This is a genomic window from Marivita sp. (genome assembly GCF_022763305.1).
Lineage (GTDB): Bacteria > Pseudomonadota > Alphaproteobacteria > Rhodobacterales > Rhodobacteraceae > Marivita.
On record NZ_JALEGT010000053.1, the window covers coordinates 39,120 to 61,556 of the forward strand.

Sequence of the window (22,437 nt, forward strand, 5' to 3'; positions counted from 1 at the left end):
GGCGGACTGGGCGATAGTCGCGCTCAGGCTGGCGAGGCTGATCGAGTCGGTCTTCGGTTCTGGTGCTTCGACAGGCACGGGATCGGTGCTGAAGCTCGCCGTGTCGTCGGACTGTACGGGTGCCGCCTTGGGATCCTCGGCTGCGACATCCCTGACACTGTCCTCCTCGGACGGGGTGTGTTCCGGAGGCGCGGGCGGCGTCTCAGTGGTGTCCGGTGCGGCGTCGGGTGCCGTGTCCGCCTTGGCAACCTCGGTTTCGTCGGTTGCAGGCGCATCGACCGGGGCCTCGGCTGCCTCTTGCAGTTCTTCCTCGGTCATTGCCATGGGGGATGCGGGCATATGGGCGTGGGCCGTGTCGGTAATCCCGGCCATCAGCAGGCCCAGTTCCTGTTCGTTCGTTTCGGACGGGATGCGTTCGCCCATGATCTGGCCGTCGAACATCACCGCAATGCGGTCCGACAGCGAGAAGATCTCGTCAAGTTCGACCGACACCAGAAGGATCGCCTTGCCCTCGTCGCGCAGGCGGATGATCTGCTGGTGGATGAATTCGATGGCGCCGATATCGACGCCGCGTGTGGGTTGGCCCACCAGAAGGATATCCGGGTTGCGTTCGATCTCGCGGGCCAGAACGATCTTCTGCTGGTTGCCGCCCGAGAAATTGCGCGCGGCGAGTTTCGGATTCGGCGGGCGTACGTCGAAGCGCTCCATCTTTGCCGCCGCTTCGGCCTTGATCGCGGCGTTGTTCATCAGCGGGCCGGACTGGATCTTCGGATCGCGGTGGTAGCCGAAGACCGTGTTTTCCCAAGCCGTGAACGGCATGATGAGCCCTTCGCGGTGGCGGTCTTCGGGCACATGCGCAATGCCGCGCGCACGGCGTGACTGACCGTCGGAATGAGCGCCACTGAGGTCGATCTGTTGCCCGTTCACGCGGATCGTGCCCGTGGCGTTCGCATAGCCGCCCAGCACCTCGAGCAGTTCGGACTGGCCGTTGCCTGCCACCCCGGCGATGCCAAGGATTTCCCCCGCCCGCACGTTGAGCGAAATGCCCTTGAGCCGTTCGACACCCTTGTCGTCGATCAGACGCAGGTTTTCGACCTCGAGCACGGGCTTGCCCGGGACGGCCTGTTTCTTGTCGACCTGAAGCAAGACTTTACGGCCCACCATCATCTCGGCCAGCCGTTCGGGGCTGGTTTCCGAAGTCTTGACTGTCGCCGTCATCTCGCCGCGGCGCATCACCGACACGGTGTCGGTGGCTTCCATGATCTCGCGCAGCTTATGGGTGATCAGGATGATCGTCTTGCCCTCTTTGCGCAGGTTGTCGAGGATGCGGAACAGGTGATCGGCTTCCGCGGGCGTGAGAACGCCGGTGGGCTCATCCAGGATCAGAATGTCGGCCTGACGGTAAAGCGCCTTGAGGATCTCAACGCGCTGCTGGTGTCCAACGCTCAGGTTTTCGATGATCGCGTCGGGATCGACGTTCAGTTCGTATTCCTCGGCCAATTGCTTCAACACGCCGCGCGCCTTGTTCAGCGAGGGGCGGAGCAGTGGGCCATCCTCGGCACCGAGGATCACGTTTTCAAGGACGGTGAAATTCTGCACCAGCTTGAAATGTTGGAAGACCATGCCGATGCCCGCCTTGATCGCGGCCTGGCTGTCGGGGATCTGGGTTTCCTTGCCATTGATGAAAATCTGGCCGGAATCGGCTTTGTAAAAGCCATAGAGAATCGACATCAGGGTCGATTTGCCGGCGCCGTTTTCACCGATGATGCCGTGGATCGTACCGGGTTTGACGCTGATCGAGATGTTCTTGTTGGCCTGAACCGGGCCGAACGCCTTGGAAATGCCCTTGAGCTGGATTGCAGATGGCACCTGCGCAAGAAGGGCGTCCGTTTCGGGGGCGGCAACAGCTGTATTCATGACCTATCCCTGCGTCAGTCTTCGGGTCTGGTGCCCGATACATGGCGGAGCGGCCGTGACCGGCCGCTCCGTACATTTACGCGTTATCTGATCGGATCAGAAGCTCAGTGCCGGGCAGCTGTCGTCCGACATGTAGTCATGCACGGCCAGTTCGCCGCTGGCGATCTTTGCGGCGGCATCATCGACAGCCGTTTTCATCTCGGCGCTGACGAGCGACTCGTTGTGCTCATCCAAGGCGTAGCCGACGCCGCCATTGGCGATGCCCATGACGTTGATGCCGGTTTCCAGATCGGTGCCCGCCTTCATCGCGTCATAAACGGCATTGTCGACGCGTTTCATCATCGAGGTCAGAACCTGACCGGGGTGCAGGTAGTTCTGGTTGCTGTCCACACCGATGGACAGGATGTTTTCGTCAGCTGCGGTCTGGAGAACGCCCACACCGGTGCCGCCAGCAGCGGCATAAACCACATCAGCGCCCTGGCTGATCTGCGCCTTGGTCAGCTCGGACCCCTTAACCGGGTCGTTCCATGCGGCCGGAGTGGTGCCGGTCATGTTGGCGACAACCGTGGCATCCGGGTTCACGGCCTTGACACCTTGGGCATAGCCGCAGGCAAACTTGCGGATCAGCGGGATGTCCATGCCGCCGATAAAGCCGACAGTGCCGGAGTCCGACGCCATCGCGGCCATCATGCCGACAAGGTAGCTGCCTTCATGCTCGTTAAAGACGACCGAACGCACGTTGGGCTGATCGACGACCATGTCGATGATGGCGAACTTGGTGTCGGGGTAATCGGGGGCCACTTCGGACAGGACGTTGCCGAAGGCAAAGCCCGTCATCACGATCGGGTTGTTGCCGTTCTCGGCAAAGCGGCGGAGCGCCTGTTCGCGCTGCGCTTCGGACTGAAGCTCGATCTCGCGGAAGGTCTCGCCGGTTTCCTCGGCCCAGCGGACAGCGCCGTTGAAGGCCGCTTCGTTGAAGGATTTGTCAAACTTGCCGCCCAGATCGAAGATCAGGGCCGGCTCGGCAACAGCCGCGCCTGCGGTGAGCGCCAAAGCAGCGGCGGCACCGTAAAGTTTGGTCATGAGGGTCATGTGCAGCTCCCAGATGTTGGACTGCGACGGCTTGATTGCGTCGCTTGGTTAGATCGGGTGATCGGATGCAATTAAGGCTGGCTGCGAACGATAGTTCAACCGCTTTTTGTGTCAGAGCCATGTGACGTTGGCGCACGATGGCCCTGATCTTGGTCAATGGCCAGAGAAAGCAGCAAGGCATCGTCTTTTGTGCCGTCACGCAGGGTGTAGTAGCCGCGCCGCGTGCCGACCGCCGCGAATCCCTTCGCAGAGTAAAACGCCTTGGCCGGTTCGTTCCGTCGTGCCACTTCCAGAAAGATCCGGGTGACACGGTTTTTTGCAGCTCTGGCGACGAGATCTGACAAAAGCGCGGACGCCACGCCCCTACGCTGCGCGTCCGGGTCCGTAGCCAACGCCAGTACTTCACATTCGTCAGCAACCATTTGGGCGATCAGAAATCCGTGGTCGCGGGTGAGGATCAGATTGTGACTGGCAGACAGTGTGTCGGCGATGTCCCTGGCGGACCAGGGCCGCATCTGGACATAGGCGCGGTCCATCAGGGCTGCCAATCTGTCAGGTGTCACGACAGCATCACCGGGGGCGCATCGCGTGACGGGGCCGCGTCCGCCGGTTTGATGTAAAGCGGCTTGGGCCGAGACGCCTGATCGGCATCTGCCAGAGCTGCACATTCGGCCATCGCGGCGATCAGCTTGTGAGGATCGTCCGACTGGATCGCGCCGGGAGCATCTGCCGGAGCAACCAGTTGCGGCGCTGCACCGGGGCGTTGGGCGTAAATCATGTCGCGGGGTGCGGGCACGGCGGTGATCGCGCCGGGATGCACGTGCTGGAGCGCGTCAAGGGTCGATACCCCGATGGCGGGTATTCCAAGCCCCAGAGCCAATCCACGTGCGGCCGCAACGGAGATGCGGATACCGGTGAAATTGCCGGGGCCAACACCGACGCCGATGCGGGTCAGATCGGCCCAAACCCGGCCATGTTCGGTTAGAAGGTCTTCGAGCATGGGCATCAGGTGTTCTGCCTGACCGCGCGCCATGTCATCGACGCGGGTCGCCACGATCCGCCCGTCGCAAAACAAAGCGGCTGCGCAATGCGCAGCCGATGTGTCGAACGCCAGAAGGGTCGTGTCAGACAGCAACCGGGCGCACCTCGGTCACTTCGGGGATGTAATGCCGCAGCAGATTCTCGATCCCCATCTTCAGAGTCAGGGTCGAGGACGGGCATCCTGCGCAGGCGCCCTGCATGTGCAGGTAAACCACGCCGCGGTCGAAGCCGTGGAACGTGATGTCACCGCCATCCTGCGCCACTGCCGGACGCACGCGGCTGTCCAGCAATTCCTTGATCTGGCCAACGATCTCACCATCTTCGCCGTCGTGCTCTGCATGTCCCGACGGGGCCTGCGCGTCGCCGGCCATGACGGGATCGCCAGACTGGAAATGTTCCATGATGGCACCCAGAAGCGCGGGCTTCAGGTGATCCCAATCCGTGCCGTCATCCTTTGTCACGGTGACGAAGTCGTGCCCGAAGAACACGCCTTTCACACCGGAAACGGCAAAAAGACGCGAGGCCAGCGGCGAAGCCGACGCGCCTTCTGCGTTCGGGAAATCGGCCGTTCCCATGTCCAGCACGGTTTGGCCGGGCAGAAACTTGAGCGTGGCGGGGTTGGGCGTGGATTCGGTTTGGATAAACATGGCAACACCTCCTGGTGGTTGGGTCATATATGCGGTGCGCGGCTTGCAGCGTCAAGGATTAGAACCATTCTAAGTCATGGATCGGACGTTTGGCGCGACCTCGCAATCGGCATCAGCGTGACCTCGAATGTGCCGGACACGGGCATTGGCGTGGAAATGTCGATCGTCTGGCCAAAATCCCGGCTTCTCCCCAGGGTGCCGGCGAATTTGCCTCGGATATGCAGCAGGTCCCCGTTGCGCGCCTGATCGCTTACGGTGACCGACAGTCCACCGCGATCCGCTCGCCCGTACCACCGTTCGAATGCGGCATCTCCGGTCCTGCGCAGCAGCGACATTTCGGGCATCTGCGCGCGGTTGCGCAGCAGATCGAAAGCCAGCCTGAGGGATTGGAACCGTTGCCAGGTGTCGAGGTCGTCCGGTCGGGTCAGGATACTGACCTGCACGAAACCCTGTGAACTGGTCCAATCGCTGTGGCCCGCACTGAGCGGCAGGTTCAGTTCCTCATCCGGAAGACGCAGCGTGATATGCCCGTCTTCCCGCGCAGTCGCGTGCGATGCCAGAAGAAGCAGGACGCCGATACACATCGACCGCACGATCCGCAAAGCGCCTGTCTCGGGAAAAGCCGTCATCTGTCGCTCCTTCGTCATGGCATCGGCACCCGTCCGGGTCCTGTCACCTGACGCGAAGGGCCGTGTCAGGTGATGGCTTCGAGCCGTTCCTTGGACAGCTCTCCCGGCACGATCGTGATCGGAATGGGAAGGCTGCCCGCATTCTTGGTCAGTTGCGTCACAAGCGGGCCGGGGCCTTTCTTGCCCGAATTGGCGCCCAGCACGAGAACGCCGATTTCCGGGTCGTCCTGGACCTGTGCGATGATTTCGGCCACGGCTTCGCCTTCGCGGATCACCAGTTCAGGATTGACTCCCTGCTTGTCGCGCATCCATTTGGCGAAGACTTCGAAATGCGCATGGATCCGCTCGCGCGCTTCCTCGCGCATGACTTCGCCCACGCCGATCCAGTGATTGAACTCATCCGCGGGGATGATCGACAGAATTTCCACCCCGCCGCCGGTATGGGCTGCGCGCATCGCCGCAAAGCGCATCGCGTTCAGGCATTCGCGGCTGTCATCCAGCACGACAAGAAACTTACGCATAAAGGTTCTCCCGCCAAGATCATGACGCAGGACACAGGCGCACGCAATAGAGCTTGGGTCCTGCAGGCAGACAGAGGTCAGGCGGCGGAATGCGCCCAATCCCAGTACATCTCGCGAACCCGGCGGGTCACAGGCCCGACCTGGTAGCTGATGTCCTCGAACCCGACGACCGGTGTGACCTTGTTCATGTTGCCGGACAGAAAGACTTCGTCGGCATCCATGAAATCGTCGAACGTGAGCACGGTCTCGTGCACCGGTGTGCCGTCGGCGCGCAGGTTGGTCATGTGCCGTGCTCGTGTGATGCCGGCAAGGAAGGTGCCATTGGCGATGGGGGTGAAAACCTCGCCGTCCTTGACCATGAAGACATTGGCCGTGGCGCTTTCGGCGACATTGCCCATTGCATCGGTCACAAGCGCGTTCTGGAAACCGCGCGCGCGGACTTCGGCCAGCATCCGCGCATTGTTGGGATACAGGCAACCGGCCTTGGCATTGACCACCGCGCTTTCGAGAACCGGGCGGCGGAACCGGGTCTTGCCCAGCGACACGCTGGCGGTTTCCGGTGCCATCGGGATCTCTTCGAGGCAGATGGCGAACCCAGTCTTGCCCGGCTGCGGGACAATCGCGGTCTGGTCGCCGTCGATTCCCCAGTACATCGGGCGGATATAGACGGCTGTGTCCTTGGAATAGGCGCGAAGACCGTCCCAGACGATCTGCACCATGTCTTCGGCACTGACGGTGGGCGTGATCATCAGCGCCTCTGCCGAGCGGTTCACGCGTTCGCAATGGGCCAGAAGGTCAGGCGCGACGCCATTCACAAAACGGGCACCGTCAAACACGCCGCTGCCCAGCCACGCGCCGTGATCGGCGGCGTTCATGACGGCCACGTCACCATTGTGCCATGTGCCATTGAAATAGGTGTGGATGTTCGTGCCGGTTGCCATGGCGACCTCCCTTTTTGCGCGCGAGGTTAGGGGGATGGTTGAGGAAGGTCCAGAGCGTGCCGGGGGCCAAGATGTCTCAAGGCACCTCGGTCTCTTCGAAGGAAGAACTGCGGGATGCCATTCAGTACGGCATCCCGCGTGTCCGACTGCAGATCAGGACACCATCCCGACGATTTCGTAAGTCTTTTTGAGGATTGGAGATGCGATTTCGCGTGCGCGGTCCGACCCTTTTTTCAGGATTGCATCGATCTCGTCAGGTTCCTGCATCAGCCGCGCCATCTCGGTCGAGATCGGGGCGAGCTTGGCGACCGCCAGGTCCGACAGCATCGGTTTGAATTCCGAGAACGGCTTGCCGCTAACATCGCGCAGCACGGCCTCGACCGACGTCTCGGCCAGAGCGGCGTAGATGTTGACAAGGTTGCGCGCTTCGGGCCGGCCTTCGAGGCCCTCGACCTCGGAGGGCAGGGCATCGGGGTCAGTCTTGGCCTTGCGGATCTTCTGCGCAATCGCATCGGCATCGTCAGTCAGATTGATGCGGCTGGCATCCGACGGGTCGGATTTCGACATTTTCTTCGATCCGTCGCGCAGGCTCATGACGCGCGTCGCGGCGCCTTCGATGACTGGTTCGGTCACCGGGAAGAACTCCACGCCGTAATCGTGATTGAACTTGATCGCGATGTCGCGGGTCAGTTCCAGATGCTGTTTCTGGTCCTCGCCCACAGGCACATGGGTCGCGTGATAAACGAGAATATCCGCCGCCATCAGTGCCGGATAGGCCAGCAGACCGAGGGATGCGTTCTGCTGGTTCTTGCCCGCCTTGTCCTTCCACTGGGTCATGCGCTGCATCCAGCCCATTCGGGCGACGCAGTTGAAAATCCACGCCAATTGCGCATGTTCGGCAACCTGGCTCTGGTTGAAGAGGATGGACTTCGCAGGGTCGAGACCCGAGGCGATGTAGCCCGCTGTCAATTCACGGGTCTGACGGCGCAGCGCGTCCGGTTCGAACAGTGTGGCGGTGATCGCGTGCAGATCGACGATGCAATAGATCGTCTCGTAATCCTCGTCCTGCTTTTCGACAAAGCGCTTGATCGCGCCAAGGTAGTTGCCCAGCGTCAGCCCTCCGGAAGGCTGGATCCCCGAAAAAACCCGGGGTGTGAACGCGGGAGAGGTTTGGACCCCCTCGGACATGGCAAAACTCCATCTGGCAAATCTGGTGCTGGTGCCTTACCCATGACCCAAAGTGCCGTCAAGCAAGGGCCCGCGCCGTGAGCCATCCGCACAACGAACCCCCTCTGAACCCATTGCCGCCCGTGGTGATCGCGCTGTTCCTCGTCATCATTGGGATCGAGCTTGTCCTGACCCTCGGATCGCGTGGGATCGTTGGCGGACCTGGCGCTGTCGGATGGCGGCTTGCCACGCTGGAACGCTATGCCTTCTCGCCCGAGATCTTCGACTGGATGCGCAGCACCGGACGCTGGCCGGTGGAGCATGTGCTGCGCTTTTTCTCCTATCCCTTTGTCCACGCGAGCTTTACCCACGCGCTGTTCGCGGGTGTGATGCTCCTTGCCCTTGGCAAGATGGTGGGAGAGGCGATGGGCAGCATCGCTGTCGTGCTGATCTTCTTCGTCTCGGCTGCAGGCGGCGCGTTGGTTTACGCGCTGTTCGTCGGCAGCCCGGCGCCTCTGATCGGGGCTTTTCCGGCGGTCTATGGTCTGATCGGCGGGTTTACTTACCTGCTCTGGCTGCGTCTCGGTCAGTTGGGCGAAAAGCAGCTTCGGGCGTTCACCTTGATCGGGTTCCTCTTGGCGATCCAGTTGATTTTCGGGCTGCTTTTCGGATCGAACTCCGAATGGGTGTCTGATCTCGGGGGCTTTGCCATTGGCTTTGCCCTGAGCACCGTGCTTGTCCCCGGCGGCTGGGCCAAACTCGTCGCCCGACTGCGTCAGCGCAACTGACGGCGTCGGAACGCGTCCCGGAATTCGCGCAGCGCGAACGCCCCGACGGCCTGTCCGATCAGGGCATAGCTGACCATCCCGATCAGGATCAGCGCAGCAAGAGCAATGAAGCGAATGCCAGCCATGGCGAGGACCGGACCCAACAGGACGGTGCAGCCCCATAGAACGACACCCATGGCGGCCGAGGCCAGACACACCCGCCAAATCCGCCTGCGGAACCGCGCATCGAACCGTGCGACATCCCCCATCCGGCGTCCGCCCTGTGCGAGCATTCCGACCATCACCCAACCCGCGAGCGTGGTGGCGATGGCTGGGGCAATCCACCCGATCACGGGCGCCAGACCGACGGCCACCGCCGCGTTCACGACCATCGCCCAGACCGCGTATCGAAAAGGGGATTTCGTGTCCTCGCGCGCAAAGAACAGCGGCTGCAAAACCTTCTGCAGAACGAAGGCGGGCAGGCCCAGACCGTAGATCGCAACAGCCATTGCGATGGCCGCGGAATCATCCGCTCCGGTTGCGCCGCGTTCGAAAAGCACCGACACCAGAGGCAGGGGGATGACGACCAGCGCAACCGCTGCTGGGACGGTCAGCGCCAGCGACAGCTCTCCGGCGCGGGAGAACGCATGTTTGGCGCCGGCATCGTCCTGCGCACCGAGGCGTCGGGACAGGTCGGGCAGCAGCACGATCCCAACGGCGATGCCTACCACCCCAAGCGGCAGCTGGTAGAGCCGGTCCGCGGCATAGAGCCAGCCCACCGCCTTGTCGAAATGCGACGCCACCTGCTGCCCCACCAGAAGGTTGATCTGCATGACCCCTCCGGCCAGCGCAGCCGGGACCGCGACCACGACCAGCCGTTTCATCTCGGGTGTCCAGCGGGGCCGTGACGGGCGCAGCCTGATGCCGGCGCGGTCCGCCGCAACCCAGACGAGCGCCAGCTGTGCAAGACCCGCCACAGGCACGGTCCAGATCAGCCAGCGAATGACCTCTCCACCCGAATAGGCCGCCCAAGCCATTGCAAAACATACGAAAATATTCAGAAAGACAGGGGCCGCCGCCGCCGCGGCAAAGCGGCCTGTGGCGTTCAGAACGCCTGAGAAAAGCGCTGTCAGCGACATCAGGAGGATGTAGGGAAAGACGATGCGACCGTATTCGACGGTCAAGTCGAAACGCACGTCTCCGGCAAATCCTCCGGCGGTCAGCCAGACCAGACCCGGCATGAAGACCATGGCGACGGCGCTCAGGATCAGCAGCACGAAAGTCAGTCCCGACAGGGCCTGTGTGGCAAAACCGACAGGGTCATCCCCGGTTTCCAACCGTTTGGAAAACATGGGAACGAAGGAGGCGTTGAAGGCGCCTTCGGCAAAGAAGCGGCGGAACATGTTCGGCAGACGGAAGGCTGCGACGAAGGCGTCCATGACGGGGCCGGGGCCGATCAGGGCAAGGATCATGACCTCGCGCAGCACGCCCAGAATGCGGCTCATCAGGGTCCAGAAGCCGACGGTCAGAACACCGGAAATGAGGCGGATCGGTTTCATGCTGGCTCCTTGCGCGTGACGTCCGGCGTAGAGCAGAAATCGACCGGCGAAAAGTACCTCTTGTCCGGTTCGGGGCAGTCTGCCGTACGGTTCAGGGCCTTTTCCCGGCCGATTTCAAGGGCGTTTGCGGGTTTTCCCTCTTGGGTGGGTGCAACCGTACGGCAGACACCCGCGAACCGTAAGGTTCGTCCGTACGGTTGACGAAATCCGGCCCAGCGGACGCTTGCGCACGGCGCGCTTACCTTTTGTCAACGCTTGCGAGTCACAGTGGCACGATCTGCCATGCTCGGGATTCGAACGTGTATTCCTACAACCTGTCACCTATCGAGGACATCCATACCGATTGGCTGCGCAGCCATCTGCGGTTTGTCCTGAACGAGGTCAATCACGGGGCACGCTACGCGATCCTGCGCCGGGGCAAGCCGATTGCGGGGCTTGTCCCCATCACCGAGGCACGCGCGCTGTTCGAGGCGACGCGCGCCGACCGGAAGTACCGCGACATGCACGCCGACCTGAAGCGGCGCGACGAAGACCGCCTGCGGCAAGCGGTTGCCGAACAGGGGCTGGCCGAACAGGCACAGGCAGGATGGCTGCGGTGATCTGCACGGAAAAAACCGTGCAGGCGATGCCCGGTCTTGTGGCGCTGCAGTGCCTCTGGGCGTGGCTCGTGGCGCGGTTTCGGCAGGTGTCAGGCGATCGCCGCAAACGGATTGTCGATGACACCGATCACCGGCATCAAAAGGTCGGTGCTGCCACTCTGGGCATCGGCAAGAGCCGCATCCGACAGCGATCGCGCGGTCGCCAGGCTTTCGGCGCTGCCATCGAAAGCATCCATGACATCATTGGCCGCAGTCAGGTCGTTCTGTCCCTGGATGACGGCGAAATAGAGCCCCAGATCGGTCTTGGCTTCGATGAAGGCGACATCGGCCGCAGAACCTGTAGCGGCCCGCGCACCGTCAAGCAGGTCGAGGATGAAGCCGCTCTCGGTGACAGTCCCTGCACCCAGCTGCTCGGTCCAGAAATCGAACCCGGCCTGATCCGGAGCGCGCCCGAGAACATTGTTGTAAACGGCTGTGACGAAGTCGCCATCGCTCACCCCGGAATAGAGGGCGACGGTCTCTGGCTGGGTGAAGAAAAGATCCGCGATGGCATCAAAGGTAAAGCCGTTCTTCGAAAAGGCTGTGGCCCAGAACGAGAGGCCAAGCGCGTCTGCCGCGCGATCGAAATACGCGATGTAAAGCTCGGTCAGCGTGGTCAGATCGTCTGCGGAAATCTGGCCGATGCCATCATGTTTGTCGAGCTCGAGCTGTACGCCGCCCTCCGTTTCAAGGGTCTCCACGCTCAGCAGTGTCGCACGTCCAGCCGGGTCCGAGCGATCCGTGACCGTGGTCAAGGTTCCCTCAAAGCTCAGGGTCATCTCGCCCTGCGCGATGGTGTCGAAACGCACCGTATCATCGCCGTTTCCACCATCGATGCTGTCGTCGCCGGACAGGTCGGAAAGAAAGAGATCATCGCCGTTGTAAAGCCGGACCAACTGGTCGCCCGGTCCATCGCTGACCCGGTCATTGAGGTCGGTGGCAAAAAGGACGGCCAGCTCGGGCAGCGTGGTAAAGGTGAAGACTTCGGAATTTCCAAAGCCATCATTGGAAATCAAACCACTTGCAAAATCCAGTTCGAGTCCGGCCGTGGCATCCGAGAACAGGAAATCGAGGATCGGCAGGCCTGCGCCGGGATCGACGGTATAGACGTCGGCGCCGGGCCCCCCGATCATCGAGGCGACCTGACCGGTCGAGAGGCGAATGTCATAGGTATCGGCACCCGCGGTGCCTTCCATGCCAAGATACTCGGACAGCGCGTTGCCCACGTTCAGCAGGGTGTCCGTAAAGGTTGCGGAGCTGACCGTCGCAGTCTCTGTCACGCCATCGACAGCGAAGGTGACCGGCGTGTCGATCCCATCGTAATCAAGGACATAGCCCGGCCCGTTGCTACCCTTGGGCGCGCTGAACGCGATCGTGTCACTGCCGAAGCTGCCGACAATGGTGTCGCCATCTTGCGATCCTGTGCCCGTGTCGATGTAATCATCGCCGCCGCTGCCGGCGACGATCTCGTCAAAGCGCGACCCGGTGAGCAGGATCGGACGTGTGATCAACGGCAGGAAACCGGCCCAGGCCGTTTCCTGATCGAACCCGCCAAGTCCGTTACTGGCATCGACCGAGATCTGCGGCGAGCTGTTGAACAGCTGGGCCAGACCGGAAAAGTCGGATCGCTCGGCAATGTCGACCAGCGCGTCCTGAAATGCCTCAGCGGACCAATTGATGTCGGTGACGCGGGCCTGCTCGATTTCGAGACCGTTGAATTCGAGTTCCGTGATCACACCCGACCGGAAATTGCCGGCAGCGTCCAGATCGAAACCGAGTCCTCGCAGGACGACGAATACATTGGCCTGGGTGTACAGGGTGTGGGTGATCACAGCTTCGAGCGGCGACACGAGAGAGATGTCCACCGCCAGCGCGCCATTGGGGTCGAAGAACGACTGTTCGAGAAAGCGCGTGTTGTTGCCGGTATAGGTAAATTGCATGGGTCTGTCCTGACTGCCTCTTCGCGGAGGTCATTCTTTGGCGCGCGCAGCACCTTCGGAAATGGCGGTGCGCAGTTTCGCCTCGAGCGATTTCTGTTTGCTTTCGGAGTGGAATTTCAGGCCGAACATGTCCTTGACATAGAAGGTGTCGACCACCTGTTCGCCATAGGTCGCGATGACAGCCGAGGCGATATAGACATTGGCATTTGCCAGTGTCCGGGTCAGATCGAAAAGCAGGCCGGGGCGGTCGCGGGTGTCGACCTCGATGATCGTGTAGATTTCCGATCCTTCGTTGTCGAAGGTGATCGAGGTCGGAACGTTGAAGGCCCGTTCCCGTTTCTTGATCTTGTCGCGCGGCTTGATTGCCTCACGCGGGACGATGTCCCCGCGCAATGTCTTGGAGATCATGTCGCGCAGGCGCGGGATGCGCACGTCTTCATAGGGCGAACCGTCACCATCCTGAATCCAGAAGGCTGCCGTGGCGAATCCATCCTTGGACGTGAAGGTGCGCGCATCGACGACATTCGCCCCCACCAGCGCCAACGCGCCGGCCAGCCGGGAAAAGATGCCGGGATGGTCGGACAGGGCAAAGCAGACGCGGGTGGCATCCCGGTCTTCGTCGGGATGGATGTCGATGCGGATCTCGTTGTCGCCGATGTCGCGCAGCAGCTCGGCAAACACCTTGTGCGCGGTGACATGCAGGCCCTGCCAGTAAGGCGGGTAGTGTCGCGCCGTTTCGATGCGGAGGTCCTTGGCGTCCCACCCGGCGAGCGCATCCCGCAACGCCTTCTTGGCCTCGGCCCCGCGGTTTTCGCGGTTGAGTGCCTCCATCCCGTCTTCCAGCGCACGGCGGGTCTGACGGTAGAGCGCGCGGATCAGCACGGCTTTCCAGTTGTTCCACGTGCCGGGCCCGACCCCGCGAATGTCGCAGACGGTGAGCACGCAGAGCAGGTCAAGCCGTTCGCGCGTCTGCACCGCCTTGGCGAAATCGCGCACGGTCCGGGGATCGGCGATGTCGCGTTTCTGAGCCATGTCGGACATCAGCAGGTGATAGCGTACCAGCCATTCGACGGTGGCGCATTCCTGTTTGTTCAGGCCCAGACAGGGCGCGACCTTGCGGGCGATCTTGGCGCCCAGAACGGAGTGGTCTTCGTCCCGTCCCTTGCCGATGTCATGCAGCAGAAGGGCAATGTAGAGTACCTTTCGGTTGACGCCGTCCTTGAGGATGGAACTGGCGACGGGCAGGTCTTCTTCAAGATGGCCGTTCTCGATCTCGCTCAGGTGCCAGATGCATTGGATCGTGTGTTCGTCCACCGTGTAATGGTGATACATGTTGAACTGCATCATCGCCACGATGGGTTCAAACTCGGGGATGAAGGCAGAGAGCACGCCCAGTTCGTTCATTCGGCGCAGGGCGCGTTCGGGGTTGCCGTGTTTGAGCAGCAGATCAAGGAAGATGCGCTGGGCTTCCTTGTCGTTGCGCATGTCGCGGTCGATGAGATGCAGGTTGGCGCTGATCAGGCGCATCGCGTTGGCGTGGATCAGAAGCCCGGTGCGCAGCGCTTCTTCGAAGATGCGCAGCAGGTTCATCTTGTCGGCCAGAAAAGCGGCATCATCGATGATGGCGAGGCGATTGTTCACCACCTCGTAGCCGTCCCGCGTCTTGGGCTGACGCTTGAAGAGCCGCATCAGAAGCGGCGGTTCCTTTTGCTGCGACGCCTCGAGCGAGGTCAGGAAGATGCGGGTCAGATCGCCGACGGAGGTGGCGTGGCGGAAGAAATCCTGCATGAAGATCTCGACCCCGCGGCGGCCGCCCTTGTCGACATAGCCCATGCGGTCGGCGACCTCGACCTGCATGTCGAAGGTAAGCTGTTCGGTGGCGCGCCCCGAGGCGAGGTGCAGGTGGCAGCGCACGGCCCAGAGGAAATTCTCAGCCTTGACGAAGGTCTGAAACTCTTCAGGTCGGAAGACGCCGGCCCGCACGAGTTTGCCCAGATCATCGGTATGGTGGATGTACTTGGCGATCCAGAACAGCGATTGAAGGTCGCGCAGGCCGCCTTTGCCCTCTTTCACGTTGGGTTCGACCATGTAGCGCTGGCCCTGCTTGACGTGCCGGGCGTCGCGTTCGGCCAGCTTGGCCTCGACAAACTCGACCTCGGTGCCTTTGAAGAGGGTGTTCCAGAGCTTTGTGTCGAGCTCGTCGGCCAAGGCTTCGTAGCCGACAAGAAAGCGGTGTTCGAGCATCGCGGTGCGGATGGTGAAATCGTCGGCGCCCAGACGCAGACAGTCTTTGACGGTGCGCGAGGAATGCCCGACCTTCAGCTTCAGATCCCACAGGATGTAGAGCATGGACTCGATCACGCTCTCGGCCCAGGCGGTGATCTTGTAGGGGGTGAGAAACAGCAGGTCGACATCGGAGAAGGGAGCCATCTCGCCGCGCCCGTAGCCGCCGACGGCCAGCACGGTAAGACGTTCGCCCTCGGTCGGGTTCGGGTTGCGGTGCACACGGCCCGTGACCGCCTCGAACGTCAGGGTGATCAATTGGTCGGTGAGCCATGTATACCCGGTCGTCACGGGCAAGGCATTGCGGGGTTGCGCGTCAAGGCGGGCCGCAACGGCCGCGCGACCGGATTTCTGCGCGTCCTTGAGGACGCTGACCACCGCGCTGCGGACTGCGCGTTCATCGGAGGCGTCACCGATGGCGGCCCACATCCTGTCTTGCAGGGCAGGCACATCGAGGATGTCGGAAAAATCATCCGAGGCCGGTGTGGCCTCGGATGGATTGGTCATGCTCAGGGATTTAGAAGCCTGCGCCGCCGAAGCCGGATGGGGCTGGGTCAAGAATTGTCACCTGATTGTTGCGCACGGTCGCCACCGCGAGGCCGCGCTCGTTTGTACCATCCGGGCGGATGCGGAAGACACCATTGGCCCCCTGAAAGCCCGAATTCTGTGTCAGCGCCCGCGCGCTGAGCGCATCCGACCGGCCCTGGCGCACAAGGGCACCGACGGCCGCGATCCCGTCGAAGGCCAGTCCGGCAAGCGGATGCGGGTCCTGACCGAACTGGGCGCGGTAGCGGCTGTCAAAGGCATTCTTCGCGGCCGTGTCGGGCAGGGTGAAATACCCACCCTGGGCGCCGGGCATCGACAGGATTTGTGTCGGCACGTCCCATCGCGCAAGGCCCATGTACTGGGTTGTCGACGGGCTGATCCCGGCTTCGGGAAGCAGTTGCAGCAGCATCGGCAGGGCGCCTGCCGCGTTCGACGTCAGAAAGACCGAGTCCGCGCCGGTCGCGTCAATGCTGCTTCGAATGCGGGGCACGGCAGAGGTGACGCCTTCCTGCGAGAAGGGGAAGGATTCAATCGCAGCCACACGCACGCCGTTCTGGCTCGCTGCGACCTGGATCGCGGCCTTGCCGAACTCGCCTTCAACGTTCTGCGGGTGCACGATGACCACGGAGTTGCGGCCCTGGCGCGCGGCATAGCCGAGCAGGCGGTTGGCCGTGTTGCGGAATGTGGGCCCGAGAACAAAAACGTTGCCGCCCGCAATCGACGGATTGTTTGAGAAGCTGAGCACGTTGACGCCATTGTCGGCCACGGCGACACCGGCCGCGTTGGCGGCTTCTCCAAAGAGTGGGCCGAGAATGATCTGCGCGCCCTCTGCAACAGCGGTTTCGGCCTGAAGCGCGGCGCGTTGGGCGTCACCGGCCGTGTCGTAGACGCGCAGGTCAATCTGAACACCGTCGAGCGAGGCAATGGCAAGACGCGCTGCGTTCTCGAGGCTGGCCGCCACGGCGCCCGCACCGCTGTCGCTGCGCGGAACCAGCAGCGCCACCGGCACTGGGGCGTTGGTGTTGACGCTGGGGCCGGACCCCACGCTGGGCGCCGACATCATCGCGGGGTCGCAGGCGGCCAGACCGAGAAAGGCCGAGACCGCAACAACCTTGCGCAACAGCTTGCGGGGGGTGGACAAAACAGCCAACATGAAACGCACTCCCTTTGCGCGCGGAAAGGTCTTCGGCGCGCGACATTGATTGGGGCCGATAATAGACAACGACAAAGGCGGGTCCAGACATGAATTGGCAGACACGCGAGATCGCGCCGGGGCTTTACCTTGTCGCGACACCTCTGGGCAATGCGCGCGACATCACTTTGCGCGCGCTTGATCTGCTTGCCGGGGCGGATGTGCTTGCAGCCGAGGACACCCGCTCCTTGCGGCGGCTGATGGACATTCACGGGGTGCCGCTGGGCGAGCGTCCGCTGATCGCCTATCACGACCATAATGGCGCCCGCGCCCGGCCCCGGTTGATGGCCGCGCTCGAGGCCGGTCAGTCCGTTGTCTACGCGTCCGAAGCGGGCACGCCGCTGATATCGGACCCGGGATTCGACCTGATGCGCGCCGCGTTGCAGGCCGGCGTGCCCTGCACGACGGCGCCTGGACCGACGGCAGCGGTGGCCGCTCTGACCCTGTCCGGGCTGCCATCGGACCGGTTCCTGTTTGCAGGATTCCTGCCGACCAGTGCCGGCAAGCGAAAGTCCGCCCTGTCGGAACTGGTCGGGGTTCCGGCCACGCTGATCTTTTACGAATCCCCGAAACGGCTGGGGGCGATGTTGCGCGACGCGGTGGAGGTGTTTGGCCCGGATCGTGCGGCCGTCGTGTGCAGGGAACTCACCAAGAAATTCGAGGAACGGAGTGCCGGAGGGCTGGACGAGCTGGCCCGGAAATATGCCGACGAGAGCCCGAAGGGCGAAATCGTGGTGCTGATCGACCGAGGCGCAGGGCCCGTCACGGACGCAACGACCGTCGAGGCCGCGCTGCAGGAGGCCCTGACACGGCTGTCCGTCAAGGACGCGGCGTCCGAAGTGTCTGCCATTTTTGGAATTTCGCGTCGGGACGCCTATCAAATGGCGATGGCGTTAGGAAAAAATTAGACGACATGGGTGTAGAACAGCCTGAAAAGGAGATGTGACATGCCATTGGATTTTTCAGGAGAGCGCGGGAGCGGCTTGGGTGCGGACATGCAGTTTGTGCCGGTGGGGAACGGCGCCGGGCGGACGGGACCGTCCATGCGCCCCGGGTTCAGGAAGCAGGTGTCCAATTACCACGCCGGTCTGAGCGCCGAGCAGGCGGTGGCGCGCGATTACGTCGATCGCGGGGCGAGGTTGTGCGAAACCCGATGGCGCGGTCGTTGCGGGGAGATCGACCTGATCCTGACCGAGGGGGAGCGGGTGGTCTTTGTCGAGGTCAAGAAGAGCCGGACACATGCTGCTGCGGTGCAGCGGATTTCGGCGCGACAGCTTGGACGGTTCCTGAAAAGTGCCGAGGATTACCTCGGCCAGTGCCCGAATGGAACGTTGACGGACGCCCGGCTTGACGTGGCGCTTGTGGATGCGATGGGGGTGATCGAGATCATTCCGAATGTCAGCGTGGGACTGTGACGCTGCGATCTTGCATGCCCCTAATGCTTGCGCCATTAGAGGGGGGCTAACGCAGGGGGCAGTCCATGAAGATCGCGTTTCAGATGGATCCGATCCAGTCGGTCAACATCAATGCCGACAGTTCTTTCCGTCTCGCCGAGGAGGCGCAGGCACGGGGACATGAGCTGTTCTTCTACAGCCCGGACAAGCTTGCCTATGACGAGGGGCGCATTCTTGCGGTCGGGCAGTGGTTCACCGTCCGGAGGGTGCAGGGCGATCATGTGACGCTTGGGCCGGAAGTGCAGGTCGACCTCGCGGAGATGGACGTGGTGTGGCTGCGGCAGGATCCGCCGTTCGACATGCATTACATCACGTCGACCCATCTTCTTGACCGGTTGCGCGGGACGACGCTGGTTGTAAACGATCCATTCTGGGTGCGCAATTATCCCGAAAAGCTGTTGGTGCTGGATTTTCCGGACCTGACGCCGCCGACCATGATCGCGCGTGATCTGGCCACGATCAAGGCATTCAAAGTGCGCCATGGGGATGTCATCCTGAAACCGCTTTACGGGAATGGCGGGGCCGGGGTTTTCCGGCTGGATGCCAATGACCGGAACCTGACCTCGTTGCACGAACTGTTCACCGGCTTCTCGCGCGAGCCGCTGATCGTGCAGAAATTCCTTCCCGATGTGTCCGCGGGCGACAAGCGCGTCATCCTTGTGGATGGCGAGGCGGTGGGGGCGATCAATCGCGTGCCGGCTGAGGGGGAGACACGGTCGAACATGCATGTCGGCGGGCGGCCGGAGAAGATCGGGCTGACCGAGCATGACCTTGAGATTTGCGCACGGATCGGACCTCTTTTACGGGAGAAAGGGCAGGTCTTTGTGGGGATCGACGTGATCGGTTCGTACCTGACCGAAATCAACGTCACCTCGCCGACCGGCATGCAGGAATTGGAACGGTTCGATGGGATCAACGTCGCCGAAAAGATTTGGCAGGCCATCGAGGCCAAGCTTTAGGGCCAAGTGACTGGCCCCAGGGCCGGGGGACGGCTGTGCTGTATCGGCTTACGCCTTATGCGACGCAGGGCATGACTGCCGACATGGCGATGCCACCTTGAGTGCGGCAGCTGGTGACCCCGTATTCTGCCGTAAGAGGACGTGCGGCTGTAATCACCGCGCATTGTTTCGATGCTTGCAAAGGCCGTGTGGGTGTGTGGCTGCTGCGTTGGTTGGGGGCGGCTTTGGTGCGTGGCCTTCGAGCTTGTTGACGTCACACGGTGTGTTCACGGTGTGTTGATGTCACATGGTGTGTTCATCGGGCCTGACGGCCCTCTTCACCGAAGCATCTTGCAAGGTCCCTGCGGGGGTTATTGACACGCGGCATACTGGGGCGGAGTTGACTGGTCGCCGATGCCATTCTCCAGAGTTTCGAGGCGTTCGGCTTGGTTTTGCCGGCACGGGGTGACATGTGACAGCGCAACTGTGCAGGGCGTCAAGCGACGCTGCACGCGGAGAGTGAAGCGGCTCCGCGCCTAGTCATGGTTATTTGTGCTGTTGCGCAACTCCAAAGCGCCACCGTGAGGGAGGGCGCTCTGCGCGGAGCGGCAGGCGCTGTACGCGGAGGTCCCCGTCGGTCCGACGCGGCGTGCTGCTGGTCATCAAACGGTTGCCCCTGAGTCAGGGCGCATTCTGCGGCAGGCGGTAGCTCAGCGCTTCGGCGAGATGATCACGGGTGATGCGCTCTGACCCGTCGAGATCGGCGATGCTGCGGGCGACGCGCAGAACGCGGTGATAGCCGCGCGCGGAGAGGCCGAAGCGATCTGCGGCGCTGGTTAGAAGGTCTCGGCTGCCGGGGTCGAGCTGCGTGACCTCTTCGAGAAGATCGCCCTGCAGATCGGCGTTCTGGCGCAGGTCGGGCCTGCTTTGGAAGCGGTCGGCCTGAACGGCGCGGGCGGTGGCGACGCGCCGGGCCAGATCGGCGCTTGTGCTGCCTGATGCCGGCAGGTCGAGATCGCGAAAGGCCACCGGGGGCACATCGACGCGCAGATCGAACCGGTCCATGAGCGGCCCGGAAATGCGGCCCATGTAGTCTTCGCCACAGCCGGGCGCGCGGGAACAGGCGCGGGCGGGGTCGCTGAGATAGCCGCATTTGCAGGGGTTCGCGGCGGCCACCAGCATGAAGCGGCAGGGGTACTTGATATGGGCATTGGCCCGCGCGACCATCACCTCTCCGGTCTCGATGGGCTGGCGCAGGGTTTCGAGCACGGCGCGGGGAAATTCCGGGAACTCGTCCATGAAGAGCACGCCATTGTGGGCGAGGCTGATTTCGCCGGGTTTGGCGGTGCGGCCGCCGCCGACAATGGCGGCCATCGAAGCCGTGTGGTGCGGTTCGCGGAAGGGGCGGTGGCGGGAGATGCCCCCGGCTTCGATCAGGCCGGAGAGGGAATGCACCATTGATGTTTCCAGTGCTTCGGCAGGGGTCAGTGGCGGCAGGATGCCGGGCAGGCGGGCGGCCAGCATGGATTTGCCGGATCCCGGCGTGCCGACCATGAGCAGGTGGTGGCGCCCTGCAGCGGCGATTTCGAGCGCACGCTTGGCGCGCTCCTGACCTTTGACATCGCGCATGTCGCGGTTGTCGGGGCTGCGCGCGACCTCGCCGGGGTTGCAGGGGGCCAGAGGTGTGCGTCCGGTCACATGCTGGATCACGTCCATGAGGCCCGCAGCGCCAATCACCTCGCACGCGCCGACCCAGGCCGCTTCGGCACCGGAGGCGGCGGGGCAGATCAGGGTGCGGTGTTCTTCGGCTGCGGCCATTGCGGCAGGCAATGCGCCGATCACCGGGATCAGCGCACCATCAAGGGACAGCTCTCCAAGGGCGACGGTCTCGCTGACCGCATCCTTGGGCAGGATGTCCAGTTCAGCCAGCAGGGCAAGGGCGATGGGCAGATCGAAATGCGAGCCTTCCTTGGGCAGGTCGGCCGGTGACAGGTTCACGGTGATGCGTTTTGACGGCAGCGCGATGTGCAGGGTGGAGAGTGCGCCGCGTACGCGGTCGCGGGATTCCGATACGGCCTTGTCGGGCAAGCCCACCACGGCGAAGGCGGGCACGCCGGGGGTGACAGCGCATTGGACCTCGACCATGCGGGCGTCCACGCCTTCGAAGGCGACAGTATAGGCATGCGCAACCATGTGATCCTGTCCTCGTCTGCTGCGAGGTTTGGTCGATCATGGTTGCGAAATGGTTAACGCAGGTGCTCAGGCAGGACCGGGCCACGGTTTGGTGGCAAAGGGTTTGGCATAGCGTTGCAGCGTTTCGCCGATGTTCAGCCCCATCTCGCGCCATTCGCGGAACCAGGGATCGGCAAGATGCGCCGCGACATAAGCCTGCGCCACGTCCGACAGGGCCACGTCATACCCGGCAAAGCGTGCCGCGACAGGCGCAAAGGCGATGTCCGCGATGGAATAGCTGCCCAGAAGCCAGGGACCCTGATCGGCATGACGGCTGCGCGCATGGGCCCAGAGGGTTTCGATGCGGGCGATGTCGGCCCGTGTCGCCTCGGACAGGGGCACGTCCCGATAGGCGGTGCGCAGGTTCATCGGACATTCGCCGCGCAGTGCGGAAAAGCCCGAATGCATTTCCGCTGCGAGCGCGCGGCCTAGGGCGCGGGTGCCCGGATCTGTCGGCCAGAGAACGGCCTCTGGGTGGCGGCTGTGTAGTTCCTCGGCGAGGGCGAGGGAGTCCCAGACCACGGTGCCTTCGGGTGTGCGCATGGCCGGCACGGTGCGGGCCGGGGCGATATCGGTCAACTGATCGGCGACCTCGGCCTTGTGGAAATCGACGAAGTGAATCCGCGGGGTCAGACCGGCCTTGCGGAAAGGCAGCCAGCCGCGAAGCGACCAGCTGGAATAGGCGTAATCACCGATGAAAAGCTCGTAACTCATGCAAGGCGTGTCCCTGTTGCCCGTGTTTCAAGCAAGTCTACCCCGGGGCGCTGGCCTTTCCCAATTTCGAATTGTGCGCGACCCCATCACCGGAACGAATGAATCTGTCAGCACGTTAAGTGAATATACCCGTCCTCCTGAATTGACCTGACTTTTTGTTAGGCCGATTCACTCTGCCACATGTTGAACAGGGCAGCGGCTGGTACTGTTTGATTATGA

Annotated in this window: 19 protein-coding genes and 1 pseudogene; 5 read left to right on the forward strand and 15 right to left on the reverse strand. The window is 62.6% G+C overall.

The features are described 5' to 3' along the window. Nucleotides 1–354: 354 nt before the first annotated feature. The 9 genes and pseudogenes from MRY75_RS10525 to trpS all read right to left on the reverse strand — a co-directional run. Nucleotides 355–1,917, reverse strand: a pseudogene (locus MRY75_RS10525) (ABC transporter ATP-binding protein); the annotation flags it as partial. Nucleotides 1,918–2,013: 96 nt separating this feature from the next. After that, nucleotides 2,014–3,009 carry a BMP family ABC transporter substrate-binding protein gene (locus MRY75_RS10530; RefSeq protein ID WP_292307603.1) on the reverse strand — a complete coding sequence of 332 codons (996 nt, stop codon included), beginning with the start codon at nucleotides 3,007–3,009 and terminating at the stop codon, nucleotides 2,014–2,016. Nucleotides 3,010–3,104: 95 nt separating this feature from the next. After that, nucleotides 3,105–3,545, reverse strand: coding sequence for a GNAT family N-acetyltransferase (locus MRY75_RS10535; protein WP_292307604.1), 441 nt, complete (start codon nucleotides 3,543–3,545; stop codon nucleotides 3,105–3,107). Between the two features lie 23 nt (nucleotides 3,546–3,568). Beyond that, on the reverse strand, nucleotides 3,569–4,144 hold the full coding sequence (tsaB, locus tag MRY75_RS10540) for a tRNA (adenosine(37)-N6)-threonylcarbamoyltransferase complex dimerization subunit type 1 TsaB (protein ID WP_292307606.1): 576 nt from the start codon (nucleotides 4,142–4,144) through the stop codon (nucleotides 3,569–3,571). Then, nucleotides 4,134–4,697, reverse strand: coding sequence for a NifU family protein (locus MRY75_RS10545; protein ID WP_292307608.1), 564 nt, complete (start codon nucleotides 4,695–4,697; stop codon nucleotides 4,134–4,136). Before MRY75_RS10545 ends, tsaB begins: the two co-directional genes overlap by 11 nt. Before the next feature lie 74 nt (nucleotides 4,698–4,771). Next, the gene (locus MRY75_RS10550; RefSeq protein ID WP_292307609.1) at nucleotides 4,772–5,326 is read right to left on the reverse strand and encodes a hypothetical protein; all 555 of its coding nucleotides are present in this window, start codon (nucleotides 5,324–5,326) and stop codon (nucleotides 4,772–4,774) included. A 65-nt stretch (nucleotides 5,327–5,391) separates the two neighbouring features. Next, nucleotides 5,392–5,847 carry a universal stress protein gene (locus MRY75_RS10555; RefSeq protein ID WP_292307611.1) on the reverse strand — a complete coding sequence of 152 codons (456 nt, stop codon included), beginning with the start codon at nucleotides 5,845–5,847 and terminating at the stop codon, nucleotides 5,392–5,394. 77 nt (nucleotides 5,848–5,924) lie between these two features. Further along, nucleotides 5,925–6,788, reverse strand: a complete 864-nt coding sequence (locus MRY75_RS10560) for a branched-chain amino acid aminotransferase (RefSeq protein WP_292307612.1) — start codon at nucleotides 6,786–6,788, stop codon at nucleotides 5,925–5,927. Between the two features lie 153 nt (nucleotides 6,789–6,941). After that, a complete protein-coding gene (trpS, locus tag MRY75_RS10565) occupies nucleotides 6,942–7,976 on the reverse strand; it encodes a tryptophan--tRNA ligase (RefSeq protein WP_292307613.1) in 1,035 nt (344 codons plus the stop codon). Between the two features lie 77 nt (nucleotides 7,977–8,053). Here trpS and MRY75_RS10570 point away from each other — a divergent pair, with 77 nt between their 5' ends. Next, nucleotides 8,054–8,743, forward strand: coding sequence for a rhomboid family intramembrane serine protease (locus MRY75_RS10570; protein ID WP_292307614.1), 690 nt, complete (start codon nucleotides 8,054–8,056; stop codon nucleotides 8,741–8,743). Here the strand turns inward: MRY75_RS10570 and murJ are convergent. After that, nucleotides 8,731–10,281 carry a murein biosynthesis integral membrane protein MurJ gene (gene murJ / locus MRY75_RS10575; RefSeq protein ID WP_292307616.1) on the reverse strand — a complete coding sequence of 517 codons (1,551 nt, stop codon included), beginning with the start codon at nucleotides 10,279–10,281 and terminating at the stop codon, nucleotides 8,731–8,733. The genes MRY75_RS10570 and murJ overlap by 13 nt on opposite strands. A 299-nt stretch (nucleotides 10,282–10,580) precedes the next feature. On the opposite strand from murJ, the gene MRY75_RS10580 reads away from it, so the two are divergent. After that, on the forward strand, nucleotides 10,581–10,880 hold the full coding sequence (locus tag MRY75_RS10580; protein WP_292307617.1) for a hypothetical protein: 300 nt from the start codon (nucleotides 10,581–10,583) through the stop codon (nucleotides 10,878–10,880). Between the two features lie 89 nt (nucleotides 10,881–10,969). On the opposite strand, the gene MRY75_RS10585 is transcribed toward MRY75_RS10580, so the two are convergent. Genes MRY75_RS10585 through MRY75_RS10595 form a run of 3 tightly spaced genes read right to left on the reverse strand, consistent with a single transcriptional unit; the run spans nucleotide 10,970 to nucleotide 16,841 of the window. Further along, a complete protein-coding gene (locus MRY75_RS10585) occupies nucleotides 10,970–12,859 on the reverse strand; it encodes a DUF4214 domain-containing protein (RefSeq protein WP_292307618.1) in 1,890 nt (629 codons plus the stop codon). 30 nt (nucleotides 12,860–12,889) lie between these two features. Continuing rightward, nucleotides 12,890–15,649 (reverse strand): [protein-PII] uridylyltransferase, encoded by a 2,760-nt coding sequence (locus MRY75_RS10590; RefSeq protein ID WP_292307619.1) that lies wholly within the window; start codon nucleotides 15,647–15,649, stop codon nucleotides 12,890–12,892. A gap of 10 nt (nucleotides 15,650–15,659) precedes the next feature. Beyond that, nucleotides 15,660–16,841 carry a penicillin-binding protein activator gene (locus MRY75_RS10595; RefSeq protein WP_292307620.1) on the reverse strand — a complete coding sequence of 394 codons (1,182 nt, stop codon included), beginning with the start codon at nucleotides 16,839–16,841 and terminating at the stop codon, nucleotides 15,660–15,662. An 89-nt stretch (nucleotides 16,842–16,930) separates the two neighbouring features. Between MRY75_RS10595 and rsmI the strand changes: the two genes are divergently transcribed. The 3 genes from rsmI (at nucleotide 16,931) to gshB (ending at nucleotide 19,293) form a co-directional block, all read left to right on the forward strand. Further along, the gene (gene rsmI / locus MRY75_RS10600; protein WP_292307621.1) at nucleotides 16,931–17,788 is read left to right on the forward strand and encodes a 16S rRNA (cytidine(1402)-2'-O)-methyltransferase; all 858 of its coding nucleotides are present in this window, start codon (nucleotides 16,931–16,933) and stop codon (nucleotides 17,786–17,788) included. A gap of 135 nt (nucleotides 17,789–17,923) precedes the next feature. Then, entirely contained in the window at nucleotides 17,924–18,295 is a 372-nt protein-coding gene (locus MRY75_RS10605) for a YraN family protein (RefSeq protein ID WP_292307629.1), read from the forward strand. 65 nt (nucleotides 18,296–18,360) lie between these two features. Continuing rightward, a complete protein-coding gene (gene gshB, locus MRY75_RS10610) occupies nucleotides 18,361–19,293 on the forward strand; it encodes a glutathione synthase (RefSeq protein WP_292307623.1) in 933 nt (310 codons plus the stop codon). A gap of 660 nt (nucleotides 19,294–19,953) precedes the next feature. Here gshB and MRY75_RS10615 read toward each other — a convergent pair. Both MRY75_RS10615 and MRY75_RS10620 read right to left on the reverse strand, forming a co-directional pair. Continuing rightward, nucleotides 19,954–21,465 carry a YifB family Mg chelatase-like AAA ATPase gene (locus MRY75_RS10615; RefSeq protein ID WP_292307625.1) on the reverse strand — a complete coding sequence of 504 codons (1,512 nt, stop codon included), beginning with the start codon at nucleotides 21,463–21,465 and terminating at the stop codon, nucleotides 19,954–19,956. 66 nt (nucleotides 21,466–21,531) lie between these two features. Continuing rightward, nucleotides 21,532–22,218 carry a glutathione S-transferase gene (locus MRY75_RS10620; protein WP_292307626.1) on the reverse strand — a complete coding sequence of 229 codons (687 nt, stop codon included), beginning with the start codon at nucleotides 22,216–22,218 and terminating at the stop codon, nucleotides 21,532–21,534. Nucleotides 22,219–22,437 lie beyond the last annotated feature (219 nt).